22 protein-coding genes are annotated in these 25430 nt (G+C 67.2%); 4 read left to right on the top strand and 18 right to left on the bottom strand.

The features are described from left to right. The first annotated feature begins 184 nt into the window (after positions 1-184). Positions 185-2293 carry a TonB-dependent receptor gene (locus DCO49_RS06490; protein WP_116863317.1) on the top strand — a complete coding sequence of 703 codons (2109 nt, stop codon included), beginning with the start codon at positions 185-187 and terminating at the stop codon, positions 2291-2293. Between the two features lie 39 nt (positions 2294-2332). On the opposite strand, the gene DCO49_RS06485 is transcribed toward DCO49_RS06490, so the two are convergent. The 4 genes from DCO49_RS06485 to DCO49_RS06470 all read right to left on the bottom strand — a co-directional run bounded on the left by DCO49_RS06485 (position 2333) and on the right by DCO49_RS06470 (position 5174). Continuing rightward, positions 2333-2812 carry a hypothetical protein gene (locus DCO49_RS06485; protein ID WP_243402678.1) on the bottom strand — a complete coding sequence of 160 codons (480 nt, stop codon included), beginning with the start codon at positions 2810-2812 and terminating at the stop codon, positions 2333-2335. Between the two features lie 61 nt (positions 2813-2873). Continuing rightward, a complete protein-coding gene (locus DCO49_RS06480; RefSeq protein ID WP_133249398.1) occupies positions 2874-3662 on the bottom strand; it encodes a hypothetical protein in 789 nt (262 codons plus the stop codon). A 71-nt stretch (positions 3663-3733) separates the two neighbouring features. Next, positions 3734-4513, bottom strand: a complete 780-nt coding sequence (locus tag DCO49_RS06475) for a hypothetical protein (RefSeq protein WP_116863314.1) — start codon at positions 4511-4513, stop codon at positions 3734-3736. A gap of 79 nt (positions 4514-4592) precedes the next feature. Next, a complete protein-coding gene (locus tag DCO49_RS06470) occupies positions 4593-5174 on the bottom strand; it encodes a TetR/AcrR family transcriptional regulator (protein WP_116863313.1) in 582 nt (193 codons plus the stop codon). A gap of 69 nt (positions 5175-5243) precedes the next feature. On the opposite strand from DCO49_RS06470, the gene DCO49_RS06465 reads away from it, so the two are divergent. Further along, the gene (locus DCO49_RS06465) at positions 5244-5789 is read left to right on the top strand and encodes a thioesterase family protein (protein ID WP_116863312.1); all 546 of its coding nucleotides are present in this window, start codon (positions 5244-5246) and stop codon (positions 5787-5789) included. Between the two features lie 9 nt (positions 5790-5798). Here the strand turns inward: DCO49_RS06465 and DCO49_RS06460 are convergent, their stop codons facing one another. The 8 genes from DCO49_RS06460 to DCO49_RS06425 form a co-directional block, all read right to left on the bottom strand. Next, the gene (locus tag DCO49_RS06460) at positions 5799-6266 is read right to left on the bottom strand and encodes a hypothetical protein (protein ID WP_133249397.1); all 468 of its coding nucleotides are present in this window, start codon (positions 6264-6266) and stop codon (positions 5799-5801) included. 31 nt (positions 6267-6297) lie between these two features. After that, a complete protein-coding gene (locus tag DCO49_RS06455) occupies positions 6298-7092 on the bottom strand; it encodes an SGNH/GDSL hydrolase family protein (RefSeq protein WP_116863310.1) in 795 nt (264 codons plus the stop codon). Between the two features lie 8 nt (positions 7093-7100). Next, the gene (locus DCO49_RS06450) at positions 7101-7520 is read right to left on the bottom strand and encodes a hypothetical protein (protein ID WP_116863309.1); all 420 of its coding nucleotides are present in this window, start codon (positions 7518-7520) and stop codon (positions 7101-7103) included. 93 nt (positions 7521-7613) lie between these two features. Continuing rightward, complete coding sequence (locus DCO49_RS06445) at positions 7614-10001, bottom strand: GH92 family glycosyl hydrolase (RefSeq protein WP_116863308.1); 2388 nt, start codon at positions 9999-10001, stop codon at positions 7614-7616. A gap of 136 nt (positions 10002-10137) precedes the next feature. Further along, positions 10138-10479: a hypothetical protein gene (locus DCO49_RS06440; RefSeq protein ID WP_116863307.1), complete on the bottom strand. Its 342-nt coding sequence runs from the start codon at positions 10477-10479 to the stop codon at positions 10138-10140. An 18-nt stretch (positions 10480-10497) separates the two neighbouring features. Next, positions 10498-10824 carry a hypothetical protein gene (locus DCO49_RS06435; RefSeq protein WP_116863306.1) on the bottom strand — a complete coding sequence of 109 codons (327 nt, stop codon included), beginning with the start codon at positions 10822-10824 and terminating at the stop codon, positions 10498-10500. 122 nt (positions 10825-10946) lie between these two features. After that, the gene (locus DCO49_RS06430; protein WP_116863305.1) at positions 10947-13409 is read right to left on the bottom strand and encodes a prolyl oligopeptidase family serine peptidase; all 2463 of its coding nucleotides are present in this window, start codon (positions 13407-13409) and stop codon (positions 10947-10949) included. A gap of 181 nt (positions 13410-13590) precedes the next feature. Beyond that, positions 13591-13920 carry a hypothetical protein gene (locus tag DCO49_RS06425; RefSeq protein ID WP_116863304.1) on the bottom strand — a complete coding sequence of 110 codons (330 nt, stop codon included), beginning with the start codon at positions 13918-13920 and terminating at the stop codon, positions 13591-13593. A gap of 156 nt (positions 13921-14076) precedes the next feature. On the opposite strand from DCO49_RS06425, the gene DCO49_RS06420 reads away from it, so the two are divergent. Continuing rightward, positions 14077-14853 (top strand): HipA family kinase, encoded by a 777-nt coding sequence (locus DCO49_RS06420; RefSeq protein WP_108769241.1) that lies wholly within the window; start codon positions 14077-14079, stop codon positions 14851-14853. Then, complete coding sequence (locus DCO49_RS06415; RefSeq protein WP_116863303.1) at positions 14831-15223, top strand: DUF3037 domain-containing protein; 393 nt, start codon at positions 14831-14833, stop codon at positions 15221-15223. The genes DCO49_RS06420 and DCO49_RS06415 overlap by 23 nt, the downstream gene beginning before the upstream one ends. A gap of 114 nt (positions 15224-15337) precedes the next feature. On the opposite strand, the gene DCO49_RS06410 is transcribed toward DCO49_RS06415, so the two are convergent. From DCO49_RS06410 to epmA, 6 genes are all read right to left on the bottom strand, one after another. Continuing rightward, on the bottom strand, positions 15338-16750 hold the full coding sequence (locus DCO49_RS06410; RefSeq protein WP_116863302.1) for a serine hydrolase domain-containing protein: 1413 nt from the start codon (positions 16748-16750) through the stop codon (positions 15338-15340). Between the two features lie 89 nt (positions 16751-16839). Further along, entirely contained in the window at positions 16840-19380 is a 2541-nt protein-coding gene (locus tag DCO49_RS06405; RefSeq protein ID WP_116863301.1) for a membrane-bound PQQ-dependent dehydrogenase, glucose/quinate/shikimate family, read from the bottom strand. Between the two features lie 215 nt (positions 19381-19595). Next, positions 19596-22310, bottom strand: a complete 2715-nt coding sequence (gene gyrA, locus DCO49_RS06400; protein ID WP_116863300.1) for a DNA gyrase subunit A — start codon at positions 22308-22310, stop codon at positions 19596-19598. A gap of 193 nt (positions 22311-22503) precedes the next feature. Further along, entirely contained in the window at positions 22504-23568 is a 1065-nt protein-coding gene (gene mtnA / locus DCO49_RS06395; RefSeq protein ID WP_116863299.1) for an S-methyl-5-thioribose-1-phosphate isomerase, read from the bottom strand. Between the two features lie 47 nt (positions 23569-23615). Then, the gene (locus tag DCO49_RS06390) at positions 23616-24356 is read right to left on the bottom strand and encodes a DUF3011 domain-containing protein (protein ID WP_116863298.1); all 741 of its coding nucleotides are present in this window, start codon (positions 24354-24356) and stop codon (positions 23616-23618) included. Between the two features lie 132 nt (positions 24357-24488). After that, complete coding sequence (epmA, locus tag DCO49_RS06385) at positions 24489-25430, bottom strand: EF-P lysine aminoacylase EpmA (protein WP_207776467.1); 942 nt, start codon at positions 25428-25430, stop codon at positions 24489-24491.

Genomic DNA, 25430 nt, shown 5'->3' with positions numbered 1-25430 from the left:
GGGATCCGCTCGTTGCCGGCCAGCGGCCGGCACCACCAGGGATCTCTGTGCCGCCGGGCATAGCCCGGCGCTACCCGGCAATCCAAGTAAAGCCGAGCCCATGCTCGGCTTTGCTTGCAGGGGTGACGTACCGCCCGCGACCTGTTAACTTTCGCGCCACTCTCGTGGTTTACATCCTGTCCGCATGTCGCTTCCGTCCTACCGCCCCACCCCGTCCCTGCTGTTCCTGGCCGTGTCCCTCGGCCTCGCCACCACCGCCCAAGCCGCCCCACAGGCCACCACCCTCGATGCCGTGCAGGTCACTGCCGCCGATGCCAGCGCGCAGGCGCGCGAGGCGCTGAAGCGCGTGCCGGGCGCCAGCAACGTGATCGACGTGGCCAAGGCGGACAGCCGCCTGGCCAGCACTGCCGATGTGCTGGCCTACCAGCCGGGCATCAGCGCACAGTCGCCGGGCAACGAAGGCACCAAGGTGTCCGTCCGCGGCTCCGGCATCAACCGTGGCCCGGGCGCACATGCCTCCGGCATCGCGGTATCGATCGACGGCCTGCCGCTGACCGGCCCGGGCGGCACGCCCTACGAACTGCTGGAACCGCTGTGGCTGTCGCGGGTGGAAGTGCTGCGCGGCGCCAATGGTTTCGAGCGCGGCGCGTTGGCGCTGGGCGGCGCCATCGACTATGTCAGCCGCAGCGGCCGAGACTCGGCCGGCGTGCAGCTGCACTACGAGGCCGGCAGCCGCGGCTACCAGAAGCGCGGAATCAGCTGGGGCGGTGTCAGTGGCGATGTCGATTACTTCCTGGCCTACACCGACAGCGAGTTCGACGGCTACCAGCGCCACGCGCGCGGCGACGGCAAAGGCGCGGTGGCCAACATCGGCTGGCAGATCAGCCCGGACCTGCAGACCCGCTTCTTCGTGCGTTACCGCGAGACCAATCACGAAACGCCCGGGCGCCTGACCCGCGACCAGATCCGCAACGACCCGCGCGCGGCCAACCCGGCCAACCTCGCCATCGACGCGCGCCGTCCGCAGCCGGGCAGCACCTGGATCGGCAACATGACCACGCTGCAGATCGACGAAGATTCCTCGCTGCAGGCCGGGCTGGTCTACCACAAGTACCCGATGGACCTGGGCGAGAGCCTCTACCGCCAGCAGCTGGACTACGCCGACCTCAACGCCACGCTGGACTACCGTCGCCGTCATCCGCTGTTCGGCCTGGACAGCGAAACCACCGTCGGCCTGCGCGTGACCCACGACCTGGATGCCAACGTGCGCGAGTCGCTGCGCTTTGCCAGCAACGGCTATGCGGCCGGCACGCACACGCGTGATTTCCGCCATCTCGGCACCCAGAGCACGCTGCACGTCGGCAACAATCTGGCCGTGAATGATCGCCTGCGCGTGCAGACCGGTCTGGCGCTGATCAACACCCGCAGCGATGTGCAGGTGACCTGGCCCACCAGCGGCGGCCGCCTGCGTGACCACGACTGGGATTACGCGCCGCGCCTGGGCTTCACCTGGCAGCACAGTGCGCAGACGCAGTGGTTCGGCAACCTCAGCCGCTCGGTGGAAGCGCCGCACCCGTGGTCGATGATCTGGGGTTCGAACCAGTTCTTCGGCGCCGGCAACGGTCCGTCGACCGGCCGCCAGCGCACGCCGGTGCCGATGCAGAGCCAGACCGCCACCGCGCTGGAGCTGGGCGCGCGTGGCGAAGCCGCGCTGGGCCGCTGGGAACTGACCGGCTACTACGCGCACGTGAACCACGAACTGCTGAGCGTCGAGCTGCAGCCGGTGCCGAACCTGTTCGTTGCAGAGAACAACGCGAGCCCCACCGTGCACCGCGGCATCGAGGCCGGGCTGGACAGCACGCTGTGGCAGGGTGTGCCGGGCCGCCTGTCGGTGCGCCAGGCCTACACCTTCAGCGACTTCCGCTACCGCCACGACGCACGCTTCGGCAGCAACCGCCTGCCCGGCCTGCCGCAGCACAGCTACCAGGCCGAACTGCGCTTCGACCATGCCTCCGGCCTGTACGCCGCACTGAACACCGAATACGCCTCGCGCATCGCGGTGGACTACGCCAACAGTTATTGGGCCGACAGCCACGTGATCTTCGGCAGCCGCATCGGCTACGACGCGCCGGGTGGCCGCTGGCAGGCTTGGGCGGAAATGCGCAACATCGGCGACCGCCACTACGCGGCCACGGTCACCCCGGGCTACAACGACGCGGGCAAGGATGTCGCGCGCTCGACGCCGGGCGAAGGCCGCGGCGTGTATGCAGGGCTGCGCTGGCGCTTTGATTGAGCGCCAGCGTGGAAACGCCGGACATTGCCCGGCGCTGCCTCAGGCGATGCGCCAGCGTGGCAGCTGCTCGCTGCGCCTCCAGATGAGCGGGGCCGCCGCCATCAGCAGCAGGGCCATCAGCCAGCGCGGCGAGGTGGTCAGAAGGCCATCGACCCACCCTGCGATGACCAGCGACGGCACCTCCTGCCACGGGCTGTAGCCCAGGTAAAGCACGCTGCCGGCGCGCCACACGAACACCAAGCCCATCGCCGCCAGGAACAGGGCCGTGCTGCGGCAGGTCCAGCGCTGCGAGGGCGTTCCCCACTCGCGGGAGACGGCGAACAGCACGCCGATGATCAGCGCGGCCATCAAGGCAACCAGACCGATATCGACCTTTCGGCCGATGCGTTCGTAGGTGCAGGCGGGGCACTTCACCTCTTCGGCAGCGATGGCGGTATCGACGGTCGGTTGCGCCGCAGGAGGCGCGGCCTGGCCCATCACGGTGAAGGGCATCAACAGCGCGAACATCGCGCCCATCATCCAACACCACATCCTGTTACTGCGTGCAGCAGATTGCATGTGCCTCTCCTTGGCGATTGACTCATTCCCGGCCGGGCCACAACGCCCGCCCTCGACGGATTCCCGATAGGGCCAGTTCGGGCCTTTCAAGCACCCACTGCCCCTCTTCCCTGTGGAACAGCATACGGGAACGCTGGCCCCCGATGCTTGAACAGTAGTCAGCGGCCACGGCGATCATGGCCCATTGGTTGTCCGCACTGAACACCGGCGTCGACAGCAGGAGGATCACGCTTTCTTCAAGGCTCTCTTCCGTTGCGGACCGCTGGCAACCCTGTTTCTGGATCGTACGCAACTGCACGAAACCCAGATGCGCAGCGCCCTCCAGCGCTGCATCCGTTACCCGCCTGCTGCGCCGGTTGGCCAGCGGCAGCTGTGCCTGCAGCTGCCGGCGCAGCAGGTACATCGGGCGCTCCTCCACCCAGTCCACCAGGTCATCGTCGTCCTGGCAGAACCGGGCATGACCTTCCGGCAGGCAGTACGGCAGTGTGTGGTCGATCACGATGGTTGCGGCAGGCACAGGATCGGACAACCGCGGTTGCACCTCGGGGCGCCAGCGGTCTGCCCTTGCAGTCCCACGGCCCCCCATCGCCATGGGCACCGGCAACGACCGGGGTGGCGGTGGCAGGATGGGGTTCCTGATCGCAAGCGCCATGATCTCCGCCTGCATCTGCGCGGTGCCAAGGTTCACCGTCGGCGGCCCGAGGGACGCGCTTTGCCAGGGTTTCAGCGTGCAGGCCAGGCACAGCAACGCTACTGCCGAGACCACAGCGGCGATGGCCCATATGCGCTTCCATGCAACGTACCTGGTCATGACCACCCACCCGGTGCTGGAGCACCCTGTGTTGAAGAAGGACCGCGCCCCTGCGGGCACGCGCAGCAACGCTACAGCGCCTGCACCACCTGCATCAGGCTGACCGCCTCCGGCGTCAGCTGCTGTGCACTCCAGCCCAGCACGGCGAAGAACACCACCAGGCCCAGCAGTGGCCAGAACGTGTGCGACAGGCACAACCGCCACCACCCCTGCGCGCCCATGCCCTGCATGCGCCAGTACAGGCCACCGACAATGGCGGCGTCCACCAGCAGCTCAGCCATCAGCACCGGTGCCGACCACACCACCCAGACGCTGGCCAGCAGCACAGTGGCCACCAGCGCGAGAAGACAGAGCACGGCCAGCAGTGGCAATCCGGCCTCCCCGTCTGCAACCTCCAACAGGGACGCACCATCGGTGTCGGTGATGGATGAGGTCGAGGCTTCAGCCCACGACGCCGAAGCACCGCCACCACCGGAGTGGCCGCCGCTGCCGCCCCACAAAGGGCCCGCGCGTGGGGAGCCGCCACCGCCGCCGCCATTGCCGGCGACCTCGGCAGCACCGTCAGCCACCGCACCCCAGCTCCAGCGGATCCAGAGCCACATCAGCAGCAGGAACACGGCATAGGCCAGCAGCATCGCCAGCGGATAACGCAGCAGCATGCTGTCCAGGCCGGCCAGGCGCAGCGCGTGCGAGGCGAGGAAACCGGCGCCGCCGGTCAGCAACACGATCAGCGCCATCTGCAGGCGCGGCCACCCGTGGTACTGCAGCTGCCGACGCGCGCGGGCGACTTCACTGCTGCGTGTCATCGGCAGCTTCAACGGCGTGCGGTTGAAGCGCTTGGTCTGCTTCATGCCGGCGCTGGGCCGGACCACAGGGAGTGCAGCATGCGGACATCCTCGCCGGGCACGCGTGGGTGCGTTCGGGTCGATTCTAGCGTGTGGGCGGCGCGGCTGCCTTCAGCAGCTGGGCGGCCACCTGGTCGAACGGGGCGATGTCCTGCAGCGCGCGGCTCATGGCCACCGCACCTTCCACGCTGGCGATGACCAGGCTGGCCAGCGCGGCCGCCTGCTCCGGCGCATGGCCGTCGGCCACGAAGGCCTGGGCCAGATGTCCCTGCCAGCGCGCGAACACTTCGGCCGCTGCCGCGCGTGGCTGGCTCGCGACCGCTTCGACCGGTTCTTCCACCGCCGCGGCCAGCACCGGGCAGCCGGCGCGGAACTGCGTGCGCAGCAGGCGCTCGCGCCACATCGCCAGGAACTGCTGCAGGCCCGGCACGGCACCGCCACGCAGCAGCTCCACCAGCAGCGCTTCCACCTTGTCGCCTGCCATCTGCGTGGCGCGGGCCAGCAGCTCCTGCTTGCCGCCCGGGAAATGGTGGTAGGTCGAGCCCAGCGGCGCCTCGGCCAGCTTGGTCACCTCACGGATGCTAGTGGCATTGAGCCCGACCCGCGCCAGCATCTGGGCGGCCGCATCGATCACGCGCTGGGGGGCATCGGACGCTCGCGGGCTCATGCCGCTCACCTTGCTAGGACAGTCGTCATAGATTAGCGTATCGCCCGTCCTATAACAGTCGTCATAGTCATGAATCTCTGGTTCCGCCTGCTCCACCTGCTGCTGTGCAGCCTGTTCCGGCCCAAGCTGGAGGCCCCGTTCGGGGTCTCGCGGCTGCCGTTCCGGGTGCTGCCCAACGACCTGGACAGCAACCTGCACATGACCAACGGCCGCTACTGGAACATCTTCGACCTGGGCCGGCTGGACCTGATCCTGCGCATGGGCCTGGGCAAGGTGGCGCTGCGTGAGAAGTGGGCACCCATCGTTGGTGCGGGCACCATCCAGTTCCGGCGCGAACTCAAGCCCTTCCAGCAGTTCACGCTGGAAACGCGGCTGGCCGGCTGGGTCGGTACGCGCATCATCATGGAGCAGCGCGTGCTGGTCGGGCGGGAGCAGAAAGTTGCCACCCGCGCGCTGCTGGTAACCGGCATCTACGACCGCCGCGCGCGCAGGTTCGTCGGCATGGAACGGATGATGGCGGCCATTGGCTGCGATACGCCGCCCTCGCCGCCACTGAGTGCGGCCGCGCAGGCGCTGCTGGCGGCGGATACGGCGCTGAAGCGCGACGACGACTGAGCGGGCGCCTTACAGGGCTTTCCGGAGTACATCCTGCAAGCGACGCTTGTGCGACTCCACCGCTTTCCAGTTCCAGTCGCACACCGGCGGAACGTCCAGCGCGCCGCGCTCGCGGGCCAGTGCGGCGCGCTCGGTCAGGGCCTGCACTTTCGCGCTGACGTTCACATCGATGGCCATCGGCAGCAGGATCGAGATCAGCCCCCAGCCGGACACCATGACCCGCGCGGAGTCACCGCGCCCGCTGTCAAACGGGCGCACGCGTACGGCGCCGCCCATGTCCGCGTACTGCACGCCGATCAGCAACATGCCGCCTGAGACCCACTGCAATGCCCTGCCGTGTTCGCACAGGGCCTCGGCAGAATCGTAGCGGCGCGGCTGCTCGCCAGCGCTTGAATAGAGTTCGGTGACCAGCACCGGGGTGCGCTTGAACACGGCGCGCGCCACGGCCTCGAGCACGTTGTCGGAGACAGCGGCCATCATGCACTCTCGATCAGAGCCTGATAAGCGCTCAGCGGCGCGACGCCGGGAGCGCCTCCAGCGCGCGTGCAATGGCCGCTTCGGCCAGCGGCGCCATCACTGCGTACCCCGCCGCGGTGGGATGGACGCCGTCAAAGGCCAACGACCGGTCAATTCCGCCTGCTGTATTGGTCAGCGCGCTGTAGTAATCCAGATACACGACTCCCTTCGCGGCAGCGTACCGCTCAAGCGCAGCGTTCAATGAACGCACCTTGGGTGCGGGTGATGTCCCGGGCAGCCAAGGGTAATCACTCACGGGCAGCACCGAGGCAAGGACCACGCCAATGCCGTGCGCCCGGGCCAGGTCCACCATCGCATGCACGTTGTCTTCAATCATGGACTGGGTGGCCAGCCCGGTATTGCCCGCCAGGTCATTGGTCCCTGCCAGAATCACCACGACCTCCGGCTTGAGGGCAATGACATCCTGGCTGAACCGCAGCAGCAGTTGCGGCGACGTCTGCCCGCCAATACCGCGGTTGATGTATCCCTTGCCTGGGAAGAACGTACTGGGGTCTTTTTCGCCCCAGTTCTGAGTGATCGAATCGCCATAGAACACGATCCGGGAAACACCTGTCTGTTTCGCTGGCAAGCGCGCGTTCGCCTCGCGATAGCGGCTGAGCTCCGGCCAGTCCGCAAGCCGTTGCTGCATGCCAGTCACTTCTTCAGGCGTGACTGCCGAGGCAGGCTTGGTCAGCAACGGGTTGATCGCAACGGCGCCCGTCTGCGCATGCGCGTGCAGTGCACAAAGAGCGGCGAAGGCTGCGATGCAGCTGCGGATCAGAATCATGCGAGGACTCATGTGTTTTCCAGTAGGAATTGACTGATTTCGCGGCGCAGATCGAGGTCGTCGGTCTGCCGCGCGGCTTCGTCGGCGAGCAGCGCAAACTCGTAACCGCGCTCTTTTTCACCCTGGTCGATGTGGCGCCGTGCCAGCTCCAGGCAGATCGACGCTTCGCCTTCGATCACGCCCAGCTGGCGCGCCTGGGTCAGCGCGCGCTCGTAGTAGCCGATGGCCACGCCGCTGTCGCTGGTGAAGTCACCCAGGGTTTCCCAGAGGAAGGGATGGTCGCGGCCTTCCACCGCCATGGCGTCGCAGTACTGCCGCAGTTCGTCGTGCAGCCGCCACTGGCTGCGGGTATCGCCGTGGGTGCTGGCATTGGCCATTTCGACCGCCACGCCCAGTACGTGCTCGTACACGTCCTGTGGAATTTCCATGGGAACCTCCTGCCGCTTGTCTGTTGCACGGTCAGGCTAGCACGGCCGGGTGGCGCCCGGCCGTGCGATGTTTCATCCACGCCTGGGGTGGATTTACCGGGGGCCGTGCGAGGGCGGTACGTCCTGCGCGCCCCACTGCTCGTTCTTCGTGCTGCCCAGCTCGAAGTCCAGCGTGCCGCCGCGCTGCACGAAGCTGGCCGGCAGCCAGCTCGCAGTGCTGGCCTTGCCATCCACCTGCAGCGACTGCACGTACGGCGCATCCATCGCTGCGCCGCGTGCACGCACCACGATCTTCGCGCCCGGGCGGGTGATCACCGCTTCGGTGAACAGCGGGCTGCCGATCACCAGGTCCGCGCGGCCCGGGTACACCGGGTACAGGCCCAGCGCCGACCACACGTACCACGAGGACATCTGGCCGAGGTCATCATTGCCGGGCATGCCCTCGGGCGTATTGGTCCAGATCTGCCGCATCGCCTGGCGCACGGTTTCCTGGGTCTTCCATGGCTGGCCGAGGAAGTTGTACAGCCACGGCGCAGCAATGGACGGTTCATTGTCCAGTTCGGCGTGCAGCGGACCGGACTTGGTCACTGCCCACGCACCGTCGGGCTTGCGGAAGAACGCATCGAGCCGCGCGATGCTGGCATCGCGGCCGCCGAGTGCCTCGAAAAGACCGGCCGGATCGAATGGCACCATCCACAGGTACTGCGCGCCACTGCCTTCGACGAAACCATCGTCGGCGGCCGGATCAAACGCCGGCCAGCTGCCATCGGCATTGCGCGGCTGGATGTAGCCCTGCGGTGCGGTGGCCTTGGGATTGTAGAGATTGCGCCACCAGCCGGAACGCTCACGGAACTGCTTTGCACCCTGCACATCACCGGCTGCAAGCGCCAGCTCGGACAGGCCGAAATCGGCGCTGACCATTTCCAGTGTGTCGGCCGCACTGCCCCAGCCCGGCGCGCCTTCCGGCATGTATTTCAGGGCAATCCACTGGTCCAGGCCCGGGCGCTGGCCCACGCACAGCACCGGGCAACCACGCTTGTCCAGATCACGTGCGGTGGGCACCGTGGCCGCCTTCTTCAGCGAGGCGTAGGCGCGCTGCAGGTCGAAGCCGCGGCCGCCGAAGGCATGGATGGCCGCCACCGACGGCGGCGACGGATCGCCGTTCATCACGCCGGTGGCGCCGGTGATGTGGGTCCAGCGATCCCAGACGCCGCCATTCTGGTCGGCCTGGTTGAGCAGCGACTGCGCCACGTCCGAGCCCACCTGCGGCTGCAGCAGGGTCAGCAGCTGCAGCTGCGAGCGGTACACATCCCAGCCCGAGTAGTTGGCGTACTGCGCCTGCTGCCGCTTGGCCAGCGCATGCACCTTGCCGTCCATGCCGCGGTAACGGCCATCGCCATCACTGTGCAGGTTGGGCGCCAGCATGGCGTGGTACAGCGCGGTGTAGAACACGGTGCGCTCGTCGGGCGTGCCACCCTTCACGCTGACCTGGCCCAGCAGTTCGTTCCACTTCGCGCGGGTGGCCGCCTGCGTGGCCGCCACGGTCGTACCCTGCGGACTCTCGCGGCGCAGGTTGGCCCGCGCGCCGGCTTCATCGACGTAGGAAATGCCGATGCGCGCGGTCACCTGCGGCGTGCGCTTGGCATCGAAACTGATCCAACCGCCCGCGCCCTTGCCTGCCGGCGGGTGGCCCTTGCTGCCATAGGTGGTGCCACCGCCGCCCTCGCGCGCGCCGCCCTGCACGGTGTCATCGCGCCAGGTGCCGCCCACTTCGAACGGCTGGTCGAACTCGGCGACGAAATGCAGGGTGTAGTAACTCTCGCGGCGGTCCTCGGCGAGGTAGCCGCAGAAGTTGCCACTGGTGACCGAACCGCGCACGGTGCGCGTGGCCGGGTCGATGATGATGGTCGAATCGCCGCTGCCCACTTCGCTGTCGGAGGTGCGGAACAGCAGGTTGGCCGGCTTGTCGGCGGGGAACTGGAACTGGCCCACCGCGGTGCGCGCCGTGGCTGCCAGGCTCACGGCCACGCCATTGTCGAGGGTGAGCGTGTAGGCGCCGGGGCTGGCGGTTTCCTTCGCGTGGTCCAGCAGGCTGGTATAGCGCACGCCGGCATCGGCCGACGACGGCGACAGCTCGACCGGCAGGGTTACCGGCATCAACGGAATATCGCCGCTGGCGCCGGTGCAGCCGGTGCCATTGACATGGGTCAGGCTGAAACCGCGCACGCCGTTGCTGCGCCACTCATAGCCACCGGGCGCGGCAATCGGGAAGCGCTTGCCCGGCAGTGCGGTCATTTCCGGGCTGAAGGCCACCATGCCGAAGGGTACCGTCGGCCCCGGGTAGACGTTGCCGGCGTTGGTGGTGCCGATGAAAGGATTGACCTCGGCGGCCAGGTCCTGCGCGGGTGCCCTGGCGGCCAGCAACGGCAGCGGGGACAGCGTCAAGACAGCGGAAACGACGACCAGCAACGAACGGGACATCGACAACTCCAGTGGAAGGAGGCACCCACGCGCCTTGAACCACTGAGGGTAGTACGCGCCCGAGCGCCCGGCGACGGGCCGGAGGTCATGGTTGGCGGTATCCGGTCATGGTCGCAGCCACCGGACCGCGCGCTGGTCAGTACAACGTGCCCAGCTTGAACAGCGGCAGGTAGGCCGCAAACATGGCCAGCGGGGTAGCCACCATCAGCGTCACGCTGCCGACCAACGCCGACAGCCGCGCCCGCCCTGCCAGCCAGGCGGCGATCACCAGCAACGGGCCAAGCCAGGCCAGTCCGTAGCTGCCTGCGAAGAACTGGGTGATCGCGGGCAACGGTTGGCCCGCTTCGGCAAACTGCTGAGCGAACTGCGGGATCGCAAACCGGCCCAGTGCGGTGCAGCCCACCGCAGCGGTGCCGCTGAACAACAGGCCGACCAGCAGCCATCCCCATCCGGTACGTCCACGTGCAGCGTTTTTCATGGCGACGTCCGTGCGCGGTCAGTACGTGCCCTGCACGAACGGCTGCCCCGCCTGCGTGGTGCCGATGATCATCGCCACCGATCGATCGTTCTTGTGGAAGCCCGCCGAACAGACCGCATCGCGGCCCTGGCCGCATTCGATCTCGGGGAAGTCCGGCAGCGGGGCCTGCCCTGATTCCAGCGGCGTGGCATGCCAGCCCGCTGCATCAAGCAGACGCTTGGCCTTGGCATAGGGCATGCCGGCGGTGATGCCCAGCGCAGCCAGTTGACCGGTCATATCCTGCGCCGACGCGATGGCCGGTGCGATGGCCAGTGACAGGAACACAGCAAGAACGATGGTTTTCATTGAGCGCATCCGTGGCAACACCAGAGCTGCAGCGTACCGCAGCGTTGCGGCAACGCAATGGCATTGCCAGCGTAGAGTCGAGCATGGCTCGACTCTACGCTGGCAATCGAGCAGGCTCGACGTTACTTCGCGTTCTTCACGTAGGTGTCGAACCAGTTCAGCATCTCCGACACCAGCTGCTCGTTCGATTCCAGCGCGGTGTACCAGTGCGGTTCGTTCGGCAGCATCACCAGGCGGGTGGTGCCACCATTGCCACGGATGGCCTGGTACAGCTTGCGCGACTGGAACGGCTCGGTGCCCGGGTTGGCATCGTCTTCGCCGTGGACCAGCAGCAGCGGCAGCTTGATCTTGTCGGCGTAGAAGAACGGCGAGGCCTTCAGGTACACGTCCTGCGCCTGCCACACCGAGCGACGCTCGTTCTGGAAGCCGAACGGGGTGAACGTCTTGTTGTACGAACCGCTGGTCGCCACGCCGGCCTTGAACAGGTTGGTGTGGGCGATCAGGTTCGCGGTCATCAGACCACCATGGCTGTGGCCGGTGACGCCGATGCGGTTGCGGTCGACCACGCCCATGTCCACGGCCTTGTCCACCGCCGCCTTGGCGTCGGCTTCCAGCTGCTCCAGGTAGGTGTCATAGGCAGTCTTCGGGTCGCCGACGATCGGGAACGAGGCGTTGTCGATGATCGCGTAGCCGGCCAGCAGCATCAGGCGGTACGGCTGCAGGCGGGTGAAGGTCTGCTGCGAACCGGACACCTGGCCGGCCTGGGCGGCGTTGGCGAAGTCGGCCGGGTACGCGTACAGGATCGCCGGCACGCGCTGGCCTTCCTTGTAGCCCGGCGGGGTGTACAGGGTGAAGGACAGATCCACGCCGTCGGCGCGCTTGTAGGTCACCAGCTGCTTCTTGATCTGGCGCACTTCCGGGGTCGGGTCGACCAGCCTGGTCAGCGCGGTGGCGGTGGACGCGAACTGCGCCTCGCCCTCCTTCGCTGCGGCAACCGCCTCACCCTGCTGGCGCACGAACGCGTTCGGCGCGTCCATCACCGACTGGTGCCAGGTCAGGTAACGGCCCGGGGTGCTGCTGAAACCGAGGAACTGCTCATACGCATCGGCATCGCTGCGGAACAGGCGCTCGCTCTTCAGCGAGCCCAGGTCCAGGCGGTCGAGGAACGGACGGTCGCCCTGCGGCGAAGCGCCCTGCCCGCGCAGGAACACGAAATTACCTTCCTGGCGCACGACCGCGGCGCCGTTGGGCAGGCGCTTGAACACCAGGTTGCCCGGGTCTCCGTACAGCTCATCGCTGGACATGTCCCACAGCAAGCGGCCTTCCTTCTTCGGCTGGTCGACATCGACGATGCGGGTCTGCACCCAGTGGCGGTTCTCGTCGTTCTCGAACATGAAGGACACGGCCGGATCCGCCGACCAGGCCAGGCCTTCGAAACGCTGTGCGGTGCGGGCGATTTCCACCGGCTTGCCATTGAACGGGGCCTTCAGCATCAGCACGCGGTCACGGTGCGGCACGGTCACCTTCCAGTCACCCTTGTCCAGCGCTTCGGCATAGACCAGGGTGGCCGGATCGGTGGAGCGCCAGTCGAAGCCACGCGGACCTTCCGGCACGCCATGCACCGGCACGCGGTCGGCCAGCGGCAGGCTGGCGATGGCGGTGGTCTTGCCGCTGGCGATGTCCAGCACCGCAACGTCGTTGGCGAAGCGCTGGTAGGTCACCGCGTGCGAGAACGGCGGCTTGATCGATTCGGTCAGCACGTGCACGCCATCGGGCGCGGCGCTGACGTCGTTGAAGATGGCGGCGCTGCCGACCGGGCGCACCTTGCCGCTGGTGGTGTCGACCACGGCCAGCTGCGAGGCGCCGTAATAGGCGAACAGCTTTTCGTCATGCGCGCTGGTCAGCGTGTCGCGGGCTTCGTAGGTGCTGCTTTCACCGCTGCTGCCCAGCGATTCCTGCGCGTCCGGGCCGGTCGGCACGCCGCCGTCGGACGGGGCTGCGCCCTGGTTGGCCGGCACCAGCTTCACCAGCAGGTTCTGGCTGCCACCCAGCCACTGCACGGTGCTGCCGAAGATCGGATTGAGCTGCACGCCCGGCACCTGCTTGACCTGGCCGGTGGCTGCATCACCCACCCACAGCTGCACGCTGGTATCGACCGCGTTCTGGAACGCGAAGTGGCTGCCATCGGCCGACCACTGCGCCGCACCGGCACAGCCCTGCGGCAGATCGACCTTGGTGGTCTTGCCGCTGGCGATTTCCACCACGCTGAAATCGGCCACGCAGGCCGGAATGCCGTAGCCACCGGGGGTGTCGTGGCGGCTGCGGTTCTTCGGCTCCAGGCGCACGCCGGCCAGCTTCAGGTACGGCTGTGCCACGCGGGCGATGGACGGATAGGTCTGCGCGGTGGTCAGCAGCAGGCGCTGCCCGCTCGGGTCGACGTTCGGTGCCGGCGGCGGCGGTGCCTTCAGCACCTTGAGCAGGTGCTCCGGCGGCTTTGCGTAGTCGGCAAGCGCCGGGCCAGCGGCCAGCAGGCCGACGGTGGCAACGGCAATGGCCGCCGCCAGAGAGGTGCGATGAATGAGCATCCTTGATCCCCTGGGGTGTGATTGGGCACCCGCCAGACAGCGGGCATCGGCCGAATCTAGCACCCCGGGGTGGGTAGTGAATGGGCCGGAAGCAATGCTCGCCGGGCGTGGCCCGGCGCTACCATCGACGTCGGCAACCTCCGGTAGCGCCGGGCCATGCCCGGCGGACGAAGGACAGCATTCACTGCTGCGCGTGCAGGTCCCACGTGGTCAGGTAATCGGGGTCGACCACGATCTCGCCGCCCGAGCGCAGCCGGTACTCACCCGGTTCCGCTGGCCGGTACTGGTCGAGCATCGGCGGCAGGTAACGTTCATGGCCATCGGCCTCGTCAGCCAACACCACCCCTTCCTCGGCACTGATGCGCAGCACCGTGCCCGAATACTGCTGCTGGTCGCGCATCTGGCCATCGCCGCCGTAACGGGTAATACCCACCAGCACCACTTTGCCGATCATCTGTTCGACCTTGGCGTCGTCCAGGATCGGCAGCAGGGGAATGGATTCGTCATTCATGGGTGCACCTCCAATGCCTGCAAGTACATCGTGGAAACGCTTGAAGGATGGCAGCTCTCGTACACCACGGCCATCCTGGCCGGTTCATGCTCCCCGAGGCTGGATGCTGCCACCGCAGGCAGCAGGGTGAAGTGAAGACTGCAGTAGAATTCGTTCATGCGCACCGTACACGCACTCCGCTACATCACCCCGCTCCGCGAAGGGGGCTCGCTGCCCGCCGTGGTCGAGACCGACGACGACGGCATGGCCGTGCTCAAGTTCCGTGGCGCTGGCCAGGGTCCGAAGGCACTGATCGCCGAGCTGATCGCCGGCGAAATGGCCCGCTCGGTCGGCCTGCCGATTCCGGAGATCCTGTTCGTGGAGCTGGACAGCGAATTCGCCCGCACCGAACCTGACCCGGAGATACAGGACCTGATCCGTGCGAGCGAGGGCCTGAACCTGGGCCTGGACTACCTGCCCGGCGCCATCAACTACGATCCGGCCGCAATGCCGGTGGACGCGGACCTGGCCTCGCGCCTGGTCTGGTTCGATGCGTTCACCAGCAATGTCGATCGCACCACGCGCAACCCCAACCTGATGGTCTGGCACCGCAAGCTGTACCTGATCGACCACGGTGCGGCGATGTACTTCCATCACGACTGGGCCAACGCCGGCGACGCCTGCGAAAAGCCCTTCGTGCTGATCCGCGACCACGTGCTGCTGCCGTTTGCCAGCCGCATTGCCGAGGTGGATGCCGAGCTGGCCGCGCGCCTGCCCGATGCGGAAATCGAGCGCATCGTTGGCCTGGTGCCGGACAGCTGGCTGGTGGACGAACCGGCGTTCGACAGCCCGCAGGCCTACCGCCAGGGCTACATCAACTACCTCAAGCACCGCCTGAAGGTGCGTGCGGTGTTCGTGCAGGAGGCCGTCCGTGCCCACGCTGCACACGTATGACTATGCGGTCATCCGCGTGGTACCGCGGGTGGAACGCGAAGAGTTCATCAACGTCGGGGTGATCGTCTCCTGCCCCGGCGCGCGCCATCTGGAAGCCGCGATCGAGATCGATGCAGCGCGCCTGCGGGCGTTCGCGCCGGCGCTTGACCTGGAAGCGCTGCAGCCGTGGCTGGATGCCATCGTGGCGATCTGCCGCGGCGACGCCAACGCCGGCCCGATCGCACAGCTGCCCGCGCGTGCGCGCTTCCATTTCCTTACGGCCAAGCGCAGCTCGATCGTGCAGATGTCGAGCACGCACGTCGGCCGCACGGCCGATCCGGAGGGCGTAGTCGAGCACCTGATGACAAAGATGGTGCGGGTGCCGCGCTGACGGGGGTAGAGTCGACCGTTGATCGACTGTCCCTCGCGACCCGCTGAAACCCCGCGCTGTACGCGATAGTCGACCAACGGTCGACTCTACCTCCAGCCGGGCGCGGCGCCTGCGCTACAGCGGCAAGAGCCGCGCGATGTAATTGACCACATTGCCGACCGCATCCGGATCAACGTTGGCCAGGCCGATGACCACGTAGCCCTGCTCGGGCAACACCACGATGGCGCTGTTCGACCCCGGCGCCCCACCCTCGTGCCCGTACTGGCGCTGGCTGCCCTGCCCCTGCACGACGAAGCCGTAGCCGTACCAGCCCTTGTGGTTCTGCGCGGTGGTGGCCTGCTGCAGCAGCGCCGGCGACAGCAGCTTGCCGCTGCGCAGCGCCTCGCAGAACTTCAGCATGTCTGCGGCGGTGCTGTACCCACCACCGGCCGACATGCCGCGCCAAGGCAGTGTCTTCGTTTCGCGCACCCAGTTCCCGTCCTTCCTGGTGTAGGCGACAGCGCGCTGCGCAACGTCCACCGTTTCCGGCTCGAAGCCCGTGTCCATCATTCCTGCCGGTCGCAGGATGTGCGCGTCCATGTAGTCGTAGTACGACTGCCCGGAAACGGCCTCGATGATGCGGCCAAGCACGATGAAACCGTAGTTGGAGTAGGCATCCTGGCTGCCGGGCGTGAACTGCGGCGCATCCTTGGCGAAGCGCTGCACGTAGTCATCCAGCGTCTTCAACGACGCCGAGTACTGGTCGAAATCATCGCCGAAGAAATCACCCAGGCCACTGGTGTGGGTCAGCAGCTGGCGTACGGTCACGGTATCGGCGACGGCCTTGTTCGGATAGGCCGGCAGGTGCCTGCCGATCAAATCGTCCAGGCTGACTTTACCGGCCTGCACCATCTGCAGAATGGCCACCGAGGTGAACATCTTGTTGGACGAGGCCAGGCGGAACTGCGTCTGTGCATCGACCGCCTTGTTCGTGCCGCGGTCGGCCAGGCCTGCGTGCCAGTCCAGCAGCACGCGCCCTTTCTGCGCCACCAGCACGCTACCCGACAGCGCGTCCTCAGCGGCCAAGGCGTCCAGCTTTGCGCGGGCATCAGCCATCAACACCGGCAAGGCGACACGGGCAGGCTGGTACTTTTCCGGCGTAGGTGTGCCTTCCAGCTGGAACAGCTTCAGTCGTGCCGGATGGGCCGGGTCCATCTCCGCGGTCATCAGCATCGCACGCTCGCTCTGCTGCGCCAGCACCAGCAGCTTCGCCTGCAGTGGCGTGCTCTCACGCACCTCCAGCAGCTTCAGTGGGCCGGTGGACTCGCGGAACTCCAGGTAATCCTGCGGGGTGCTGCCGTCCTTCTTGGCGTACCGTTCGGCGAACGCCTGCAGTTTCTCAAGACTGCCCGCATTGAAGGCAGCCAGCCAGTCATCGGCGGCACGCCGTGCCCCAGGTGCGGGCGATGCAGCGTGCGCGGCGCTCATGCACAGCAGCATCAACAGCGCCCACAGCAAGGGGCGGGCGGAAAGACAGCGCACGAACATGGCGATTCCTTCGCAGACGAGGCGTGCGGCCATCCTAGCCCAACGCCAGCCCCGCGAGGTTGGCGTTGGGGTGTCGCCCACCCATCACGTCACTTCGGCAAGGCGTACGCCATTACGTAATCGCCCTTCGGCGTTTCCATGAAGTGGTGCCCGGCCGCGACGATCACCACGTACTGGCGGCCGTCCTGCTCGTACACCATCGGGTTGGCCTGGCCACCGGCCGGCAGCTTGACGTGCCACAGCTCCTTGCCGGTCTTCAGGTCGATCGCGCGCAGCAGGTCATCGGTGGCGGCGGCAATGAAGATCAGTCCGCTGGCGGTCACCACCGCGCCACCGTTGTTGGGCGTACCAATCTCAATCGGCAGGCCGGAGCGGATGCCGAACGGGCCATTGCCACGTGCACTGCCGAACGGACGGTCCCACAGAAGCTTGCCGGTGCGCAGATCGACCGCGCGGATGCCACCGTAAGGCGGCTGCTTGCACAGCAGGCCGGTGAACGGCAGGCGCCAGCCAGCATTGACGTCGATGGCGTATGGCGTGCCGACCTGCGGGTCACCTGCACCCTCGGCACCGCCCTTGTCGTGGGTGATCTCCTCGCGCGGCCGCCAGCCCTTGCGGTCGGCTTCCGCGCGCGGCACCAGCCGGTTGTAGTTGGGCATATCGTTGTAGTTGGCCACGATCACGCCGCGACGCGTATCGATGGCCACGCTGCCCCAGTCCGAACCGCCATTGTAGCCGGGGTATTCAATCGAATGATGATCTGCACTCGGCGGCGTGTAGAAGCCTTCGTAGTGCGCCTTGCGGAACTGGATGCGGCACACCAGCTGATCAATCGGGGTGATGCCCCACATGTCCTGCTCGGTCAGATCGTGCTCGCGGCGCAGCGTGTGATACAGCGAGAACAGCTGGGTGGGCGAGCGTTGCTCCGGCTCCGCACCACCACCGGGGACCTTGCGCTCTTCGGCCGGGGTCAGCAGCTGGCCGGTGCGGCGGTCGAGGATATACATGTCGCCCTGCTTGGTCGGCAGCAGGATCGCCGGCACTTTGCCCTGCGCGGTCGGGTAGTCGATCAGGCTCGCCTGCGAGCCCATGTCGTAGTCCCAGACATCCTTGCGCACGGCCTGGAAATGCCACGCCGGCTTGCCGGTGGTCACGTCGATGGCCACCAGCGAGGTCGCGTACTTGTTCTGGTTTTCAGTGCGTGAACCGCTCCAGTAATCGCCTGCGGAATTGCCCATCGGCAGGTAGACCAGGCCCAGTTTCTCGTCGCCGGTGGCGGTGGTCCACATGTTCGGCGTACCGCGCGTGTACTCCTTGCCCTGCGCCGGCAGGCCGGTCAGTTCCGGCTGGTCCATGTCCCATGCCCAGCGCAGCTTGCCGGTCACCGCGTCGTAGGCCTGGATGACACCCGAGGGTGCATCGCGGCGCTGGCCGTCCAGCACCTGGTGGCCGGTGACGATGACGCCGCGCACGATGGCCGGCGGAGAGGTGATGGAGACGTAACCAAGCGGCGTCTTGCCCATGCCCAGGGTGATGTCGACCTGGCCATTGTTGCCGAAGTTGGCGCACGGCTTTCCGCTGTCCGCGTCCACTGCGATGATGCGGCCGTCCAGGGTGCCTTCGATGATGCGCGCGGTGCAGGCCGGGCGGTTGCCGGGCAAACTGGCCGCGCCCGGGGTCGGCGGCGGCGCCGGCAGTGCCAGATCGGCGGCCGCGTCTGCCAGTGCGGCATCGACCACGGCGGCGCCACTGGGCTGCTCGTAGTAGGACACGCCGCGGCACGCTGCGGTATAGGGAATCGACGCGTCTTTTACCTTCGGGTTGAAGCGCCAGATCTCCTTGCCGGTGCTGGCGTCGAGCGCGATCAGCTGATTGCGCGCGGTGCACAGGAACAGGCGGTTACCGATCTTCAGCGGCGTGGTTTCCGCGCCCCAGCGGTTTTCCGGCAGGTCGCCAGTGCGGAACTGCCAGGCCGGTTGCAGCGTGGCCACGTTGTCCGGGGTGATCTGATGCAGCGGCGAGAACCGCGTCGCGGCGTTGTTGCGGCCCCACGCGGCCCAGTCACCGTCGGCCGGCCGGTCAGAGGGCTGCAGGCCCGTGGCGTCCTCGGTGGGATCGATGCCGGTCGAGGCCGCCGCGTCCGGGAACGGCTGGTCGCCACGCACTTCGCCATGCGGCACGAAGGCCAGCGCGAAGGCCGCCACGAAAACCAGCATCAAGACCGCCGCAACACCACGCGATGTGCGACGCGGGAAAGGCCGCTGCAGGGTCGGCGCCAGCAGGGCCATCACGATCGCCAGTGCGGTCACCAGGCCCAGCCGTGGCACCCAGCGCCAGTAGGTGCTGCCCGATTCCCACCACGTCCACAGCAGGGTGCCGACGAAGATGAGGGCGAACAGCAGCGCGGCGCTGCGGCGGTTGCCCCACAGCAGCACGCCGCTGACCAGCATGGCGATGCCGGCGATGGCGTAGTACCAGGAACCGCCCAGCGTGAGCAGCCAGACGCCCAGGCCGCCGATGACTGCGCCGAGCAGGATCAGCAACAGGGCGAGAACGGTGGCCACCGGGTGCCGACGACGCGGCGGGAGGGTCTGGCCATCAGGCGGAACAGCGGTGGGGGCGGCAGGCATTTCTGGCTCCAGGGCACGACCATCAGGTCGGTTGGACGGGGGATTTCACCGCGGACGGCATCGTCCGCTGGTTCACCCACCGTTATCCGCCCCTGCCTGTGAAATGAATGCGTTTTTTGCGGGCGGCAACGCCCGTAGTGCGTTTTGGCCAGATCCCGCAAACAACGACGCCGGCACAAGGCCGGCGTCGTCGGGTATCTCTCATCGCGGCAGGATCACTCCTGCGCGCCGTCCTCGCTGCTGGCAGCAGCCGGGGCGCCGTCGGTCGCGGCCGGGGCGGCGGCAGCCACCTCGTCCTCGTCCTCGTCGATCGAGGCATCCATGCGCTCCACCGCCTGCAGCTTCTCGTCCTTGGACAGGCGGATCAGGGTGACGCCCTGGGTGTTGCGGCCGACGCGGCTGATTTCAGAGCCACGGGTACGCACCAGGGTGCCGCCGTCGGAGATCAGCAGGACCTCGTCATCCGAGCCCATCAGCACTGCGGCGACCAGCTTGCCGTTGCGCTCGGTGGTCTGGATGCCGATCACGCCCTGTGTGCCACGCCCCTTGCGCGGGTAGTCCGGCAGCGGGGTGCGCTTGCCGTAGCCGTTTTCGGTGGCGGTGAGGATGTAACGCAGGCTGGCGTCGTCGGCGCCGTCGATCACCGCATCGCCATTGGCTGCGATTTCGTCGACACCGTTGTCGTCCTCGTTCTCGTCCTCGCTGCCGCCGGCACTCTCGGCCACGATCAGGCTGACCACTTCCTCGCCGGCCGGCATCTTGATGCCGCGCACGCCGGTGGCGGTACGGCCCATCGAGCGGACCTTGTCCTCGCCGAAGCGCACGGTCTTGCCATTCGAGGCGAACAGCAGGATGTCACGCTCGCCGTCGGTCAGGCCGACGCCGACCAGGGCATCGCCCTCGTCCAGATTGATCGCGATCTTGCCGCGGGCCAGACGGAAGGCGAATTCGCCCAGCGGGGTCTTCTTGACCGTACCGTTCTTCGTGGCGAAGAACACGAACTGGCCATCGGCGTATTCGCGCACCGGCAGCACGGCCTGCACGCGCTCGCCCGGCTCCAGCGGGATCCAGTTGATGATCGGACGGCCACGGGCGTTGGAACCGGCTTCGGGCAGCTGGTACACCGGCAGCCAGAACACCTTGCCCGAACTGGTGAAGGTCAGCAGCGTGTCGTGCGTGTTGACCAGCCACAGCTGTTCGATGAAATCCTCTTCCTTGGTCGACGCGGCACTGCGGCCACGCCCACCACGGCGCTGCGCGCGGTACACGCTTACCGGCTGGCGCTTCACGTAACCGGCGTGCGACACGGTGACCACCACGTCTTCCGGCGCGATCAGGTCGAGGATGTCCAGGTCTTCTTCGCTGTGGCGGATCTCGGTGCGACGCTCATCGCCGAACTCGGCCATGACGTTGACCAGTTCCTCGCGGATGACCTGGCGCAGGCGGTCGGGATCTTCCAAGATGTGGATCAGCCCGGCGATCACTTCCAGCAGCTGCTTGTACTCGTCGGTCAGGCGGTCCTGCTCCAGCCCGGTCAGGCGGTGCAGGCGCATTTCCAGGATCTGCGTGGCCTGGATCTCGGTCAGCTGGTAGCCGCCCTCGATCAGGCCCACGCCCTTGGGCAGGTCGTCCGGACGCGAGGCTTCGGCACCGGCGGCGCCCAGCATCGAACCGACCAGACCCGGCTCCCACAGGCGGGCGAGCATGCGTTCGCGCGCTTCGTTGGGGTTCGGCGAGGTCTTGATCAGTTCGATCATCTCGTCGATGTTGGCCAGCGCCACGGTCAGGCCTTCCAGCACGTGGGCACGGGCACGCGCCTTGCGCAGCTCGAACACGGTGCGGCGGGTGACCACTTCGCGACGGTGGCGGACGAAGGCCTCGAGCATCTGCTTGAGGTTCATCAACTGCGGGCGGCCGTCGACCAGCGCCACCATGTTGATGCCGAACACCGATTCCATCTGCGTCTGCTGGTACAGGTTGTTCAGCACAACCTCGGCAGATTCACCGCGCTTGATCTCAATGTAGATGCGCATGCCGTCCTTGTCGGACTCATCGCGCAGCTCGCTGATGCCTTCGATCTTCTTTTCCTTGACCAGTTCGGCGATCTTTTCGATCAGACGCGCCTTGTTCACCTGGTAAGGAATTTCAGTGACGATGATCGATTCGCGGCCGTTTTCGGCCACTTCGATATCGGCACGGGCACGGATGCGCACGCGGCCACGGCCGGTGCGGTAGCCGGCGACGATGCCGGCGGTGCCGTTGATGATGCCGGCGGTCGGGAAATCGGGGCCCGGGATGTACTCCATCAGGCCGTCGACGTCGATCTCCGGGTTGTCGATCAGCGCAATGCAGGCGTTGATCGACTCGCTCAGGTTGTGCGGCGGGATGTTGGTGGCCATGCCCACCGCGATACCGGCCGAACCGTTGACCAGCAGGTTCGGGAACCGGGTCGGCATGACCGTCGGCTCCAGTTCCTTTTCGTCGTAGTTGGGCTGGAAATCGACGGTTTCCTTGTCGATGTCTGCCATCAGCTCATGCGCGAGGCGCGACATGCGCGCTTCGGTGTATCGCATCGCCGCGGCGGAGTCGCCATCGATCGAGCCGAAGTTACCCTGGCCATCGACCAGCATGTAACGCAGCGAGAACGGCTGTGCCAGACGCACCAGCGTGTCGTACACCGACTGATCGCCATGCGGGTGGTACTTACCGATGACGTCACCGACGATACGCGCCGACTTGAAGTAGGGCTTGTTGCTGTGCGCGTTCAACTCGTTCATCGCGAACAGCACGCGGCGATGCACCGGCTTGAGGCCGTCGCGCGCATCCGGGAGCGCGCGGCCCACGATCACGCTCATGGCGTAATCGAGGTAGCTCTTGCGCATCTCGTCTTCCAGGTTGACCTGGATGATTTCCTTGGCGGTTTCTGCCATTCGGGTTCCGTTGTCTGGTAGCGGTCCAGTCCGGCGCAGCCCTCTGCGGGAGGGGGTCGTGCCGGAACCTCGATTCAACCTGTGGATACTACCACAACAGGCCGTTTTCCGCCTTCCTTTACGGGGATTTTACCGGCACAAATCAGGAACTTAGGGGGTTGCCGGCCAGCGGCCGGCACTACCGGGGCCGGGGTCAACCGCCGAAGGCGGCGCGCATGTTCTCGGCGGTCGGGTTCAGGATGACCCCGCGCTCGGTCACGATGGCGTCGATCAGCTCGCCCGGGGTGACGTCGAACACCGGGTTCCAGGCGGCAATTCCCTCGGCCACGGTGCGCGTACCGCCCACGCCATACAGCTCGCCCGGGTCGCGCTGTTCGATCTCGATCTGGCTGCCGTCCACGGTGTCCATGTCCACCGTCGAGGACGGGGCCACGACCATGAACTTCACCCCGTGGTGGCGGGCGGCGATGGCCAGCTGGTAGGTGCCGATCTTGTTGGCGGTATCGCCGTTGGCGCAGATGCGGTCGGCACCGACGATCACCCACTGCACCGCACCGGTCTTCATCAGGTGCGAGGCGGCGGAATCGGCGATCAGGGTGGCATCGATGCCGTCCTGCTGCAGCTCCCACACGGTCAGGCGCGCGCCCTGCAGCCACGGCCGGGTTTCACCGGCAAACACGCGGGCGATGCGGTGCTGGGCCATGCCGGCGCGGATCACGCCCAGCGCGGTACCGAAGCCGGCGGTGGCCAGCGAGCCGGTGTTGCAATGGGTCAGCACGCCGCTGCCGGCGTCGATCAGGCCCGCGCCCAGCGCGCCCATGTGGCGGTTGGCGGCCAGGTCTTCCTCGGCGATGGCCTGAGCCTCCGCTTCCAGCAGCGCCTTCCAGTCGGCACCGGCGGCGGTCAGGCAACGGCGCATGCGGGCCAGCGCCCAGGCCAGGTTCACCGCGGTCGGGCGCGAGGCGTTCAGCCGCTGCAGGGGCGGTTCCAGCTGCTGCAGCGCATGCGCGCCGTCGGCGGCCTGCACCTCGCGCGCCGCCAGCACCACGCCCCAGGCGGCGGCAATGCCGATGGCCGGCGCACCGCGCACGGTCAGCGCGTGGATGGCGGTGGCGACGTCGTCGCTGTCATGGCAGACCACGTGTTCGACCACGAACGGCAGCTTGCGCTGGTCGAGCAGTTGCAGGGCATCGCCGGTCCACAGGATCGGGCGGATATGGTCGTAGCGGGCGTAGTCGAGGTCGGTGGCAGTGTTCATGGGCCCATTGTAGGGCCACGCCCCGCGTGGTTGGAGCCTGCCCGGGCTCAATTCACCGAGAATTCGGCGCGGCAGCCGCCGTCCACCCAGATGCCGTTGCGGCTCCAGCCCCAGGTCTTGCCTTCCTCGCAGGCTGTGCCGGACAGCTGCTTGATGACCTTGGCCTCGGTGGAAATGGTGGCGCCGCAGAAGCGCCGCCGCTTGGACTTGGATTCGCAGGTCAGCTTGCGGGCCACGTCGACGAAACGACCCGCATCGTCGGCCACTTCGAAATCGCCCTGGCAGCCGCGGCTGGTCCAGACTTCATTGCGCTTGTAGCCCCAGCCCTGCCCTTCGCGGCACGGCAGCACCGAGAGCTGGCGCAGCAGTCGCACCGGCGCGCCATCCAGCCGCACCGGGCAGCTCTGCGGGCGGCCATTGGATTCGCAGCGCACCACGCGGCGCACCAGGTGCTTGCTCTTGCCTTCGCCGGCAGCGGCGGAGCTGGCGGCAGCTTCAGCGCCGCGCGCACGGAATTCGGCACGGCAGCCCAGGGTCACCCACACGCCACTGCGGTCGGTGCCCCACTCACTGCCACGGATGCAGGTGTTGCTCGACAGCTGGCGCACCAGGTCGACGCCGTTGCTGACGTCGATGTCGCAGTGCACCCAGCCCATGTCGCGCGATTCGCAGGTCACCACTTCGCCCTCGTAGCCCGCCGCCTGGGCAGACGCCGACGACGGCAGCAGGCCGCCCCATATCGCCATGGAGTACACCGGTGCCGCGACGACCGCAAACCACTTGACCAAAGCATTCCCCAACGGAGCGGATGAACCACGATGCCAGTGTCCTGCATCAGGCGTGATAAGACCATCATCGTGTTTGCTGAATCAAGCGCGAAATCCGTTGTTTTTGTTCAGGCGCAGAGTGCGCGCGGTCGTTCAGGCGTGGGCGAAATCAAACGCAAGGACATCGGCGATGCGCGGCGTGCGGTTCATCGCCATCAGCAGGCGGTCCACGCCCACCGCCACGCCTGCACAGGCCGGCATGGCAGGCAACGCGGACAGCAGTGCCTCATCCAGCGCAGGCTGCACCTGGCCGCGCTCGTGCCGGCGCTGCTGGTCACGCTCGAAGCGCGCACGCTGTTCGCCGGCGTCGTTCAGCTCGTGATAGCCGTTGGCAAGCTCGACCGCACCCAGGTACAACTCGAAGCGCTCGGCCAGCGGCGGCGTGCCCGCGCGGATGCGTGCCAGCGCGGCCTGGCTGGCCGGCCAGTCGTGGACCACGGTCATGACCGCGTCATCGAAGTGCGGTTGGATGCGATGGGTCATCAGCAGGTCCAGCCAGTCATCGCGGGTCAGGCCGACCGGGTCGATGTGCACCTCACCCAGCGCCGCGCGCAACGCCGCTTCGTCCGCAACGAACGGATCGACGCCGGCGTGCTGCTGGAACAGCTCGCGGTAGCTGAGCACGCGCAGGGTCGCCGTGCGCCCGACCAGCGCCAGTGCTTCGCGCACCAGCTCGGCGGTCTCCTGCATCAGGCGATGGTGATCCCAGCCCACGCGGTACCACTCCAGCATGGTGAACTCGGGATTGTGGCGACCACCCGCCTCGCCGTTGCGGAACACCCGGCCGAGCTCGTAGCAGTCGCCCACGCCGGCGGCGAGCAGGCGCTTGAGTGGGAATTCCGGAGAGGTGCGCAGCCAACGGCGGCGGCCACCGGCATCGACATGGCCACTGAAATCGGTATGGAAACTGTCGATGTTCGGCTCGGTGTTGCCAGCCACCGACAGGATCGGCGTTTCCACTTCCAGCACGTCCCGCTCGGCGAAGAAGCGGCGCAGCAGCGCGTTGAGCGCGGCACGCTGCTGCAGCGCGCGCAT

The organism is Stenotrophomonas sp. SPM (assembly GCF_003105135.1).
In the GTDB taxonomy this organism is placed as follows: Bacteria; Pseudomonadota; Gammaproteobacteria; order Xanthomonadales; family Xanthomonadaceae; genus Stenotrophomonas.
The sequence above is the reverse complement of the archived record's forward strand: the minus strand, read 5'-3'. Positions and strand labels throughout refer to the sequence as shown.

Bases quoted from the DNA above. Each gene is read 5' to 3' on its own strand.
- DCO49_RS06490 (WP_116863317.1), top strand. From the start codon at position 185: ATGTCGCTTCCGTCCTACCGCCCCACCCCGTCCCTGCTGTTCCTGGCC.
- DCO49_RS06485 (WP_243402678.1), bottom strand. From the start codon at position 2,812: ATGATGGGCGCGATGTTCGCGCTGTTGATGCCCTTCACCGTGATGGGC.
- DCO49_RS06480 (WP_133249398.1), bottom strand. From the start codon at position 3,662: ATGACCAGGTACGTTGCATGGAAGCGCATATGGGCCATCGCCGCTGTG.
- DCO49_RS06475 (WP_116863314.1), bottom strand. From the start codon at position 4,513: ATGAAGCAGACCAAGCGCTTCAACCGCACGCCGTTGAAGCTGCCGATG.
- DCO49_RS06470 (WP_116863313.1), bottom strand. From the start codon at position 5,174: ATGAGCCCGCGAGCGTCCGATGCCCCCCAGCGCGTGATCGATGCGGCC.
- DCO49_RS06465 (WP_116863312.1), top strand. From the start codon at position 5,244: ATGAATCTCTGGTTCCGCCTGCTCCACCTGCTGCTGTGCAGCCTGTTC.
- DCO49_RS06460 (WP_133249397.1), bottom strand. From the start codon at position 6,266: ATGGCCGCTGTCTCCGACAACGTGCTCGAGGCCGTGGCGCGCGCCGTG.
- DCO49_RS06455 (WP_116863310.1), bottom strand. From the start codon at position 7,092: ATGATTCTGATCCGCAGCTGCATCGCAGCCTTCGCCGCTCTTTGTGCA.
- DCO49_RS06450 (WP_116863309.1), bottom strand. From the start codon at position 7,520: ATGGAAATTCCACAGGACGTGTACGAGCACGTACTGGGCGTGGCGGTC.
- DCO49_RS06445 (WP_116863308.1), bottom strand. From the start codon at position 10,001: ATGTCCCGTTCGTTGCTGGTCGTCGTTTCCGCTGTCTTGACGCTGTCC.
- DCO49_RS06440 (WP_116863307.1), bottom strand. From the start codon at position 10,479: ATGAAAAACGCTGCACGTGGACGTACCGGATGGGGATGGCTGCTGGTC.
- DCO49_RS06435 (WP_116863306.1), bottom strand. From the start codon at position 10,824: ATGAAAACCATCGTTCTTGCTGTGTTCCTGTCACTGGCCATCGCACCG.
- DCO49_RS06430 (WP_116863305.1), bottom strand. From the start codon at position 13,409: ATGCTCATTCATCGCACCTCTCTGGCGGCGGCCATTGCCGTTGCCACC.
- DCO49_RS06425 (WP_116863304.1), bottom strand. From the start codon at position 13,920: ATGAATGACGAATCCATTCCCCTGCTGCCGATCCTGGACGACGCCAAG.
- DCO49_RS06420 (WP_108769241.1), top strand. From the start codon at position 14,077: ATGCGCACCGTACACGCACTCCGCTACATCACCCCGCTCCGCGAAGGG.
- DCO49_RS06410 (WP_116863302.1), bottom strand. From the start codon at position 16,750: ATGTTCGTGCGCTGTCTTTCCGCCCGCCCCTTGCTGTGGGCGCTGTTG.
- DCO49_RS06405 (WP_116863301.1), bottom strand. From the start codon at position 19,380: ATGCCTGCCGCCCCCACCGCTGTTCCGCCTGATGGCCAGACCCTCCCG.
- gyrA (WP_116863300.1), bottom strand. From the start codon at position 22,310: ATGGCAGAAACCGCCAAGGAAATCATCCAGGTCAACCTGGAAGACGAG.
- mtnA (WP_116863299.1), bottom strand. From the start codon at position 23,568: ATGAACACTGCCACCGACCTCGACTACGCCCGCTACGACCATATCCGC.
- epmA (WP_207776467.1), bottom strand. From the start codon at position 25,430: ATGCGCGCGCTGCAGCAGCGTGCCGCGCTCAACGCGCTGCTGCGCCGC.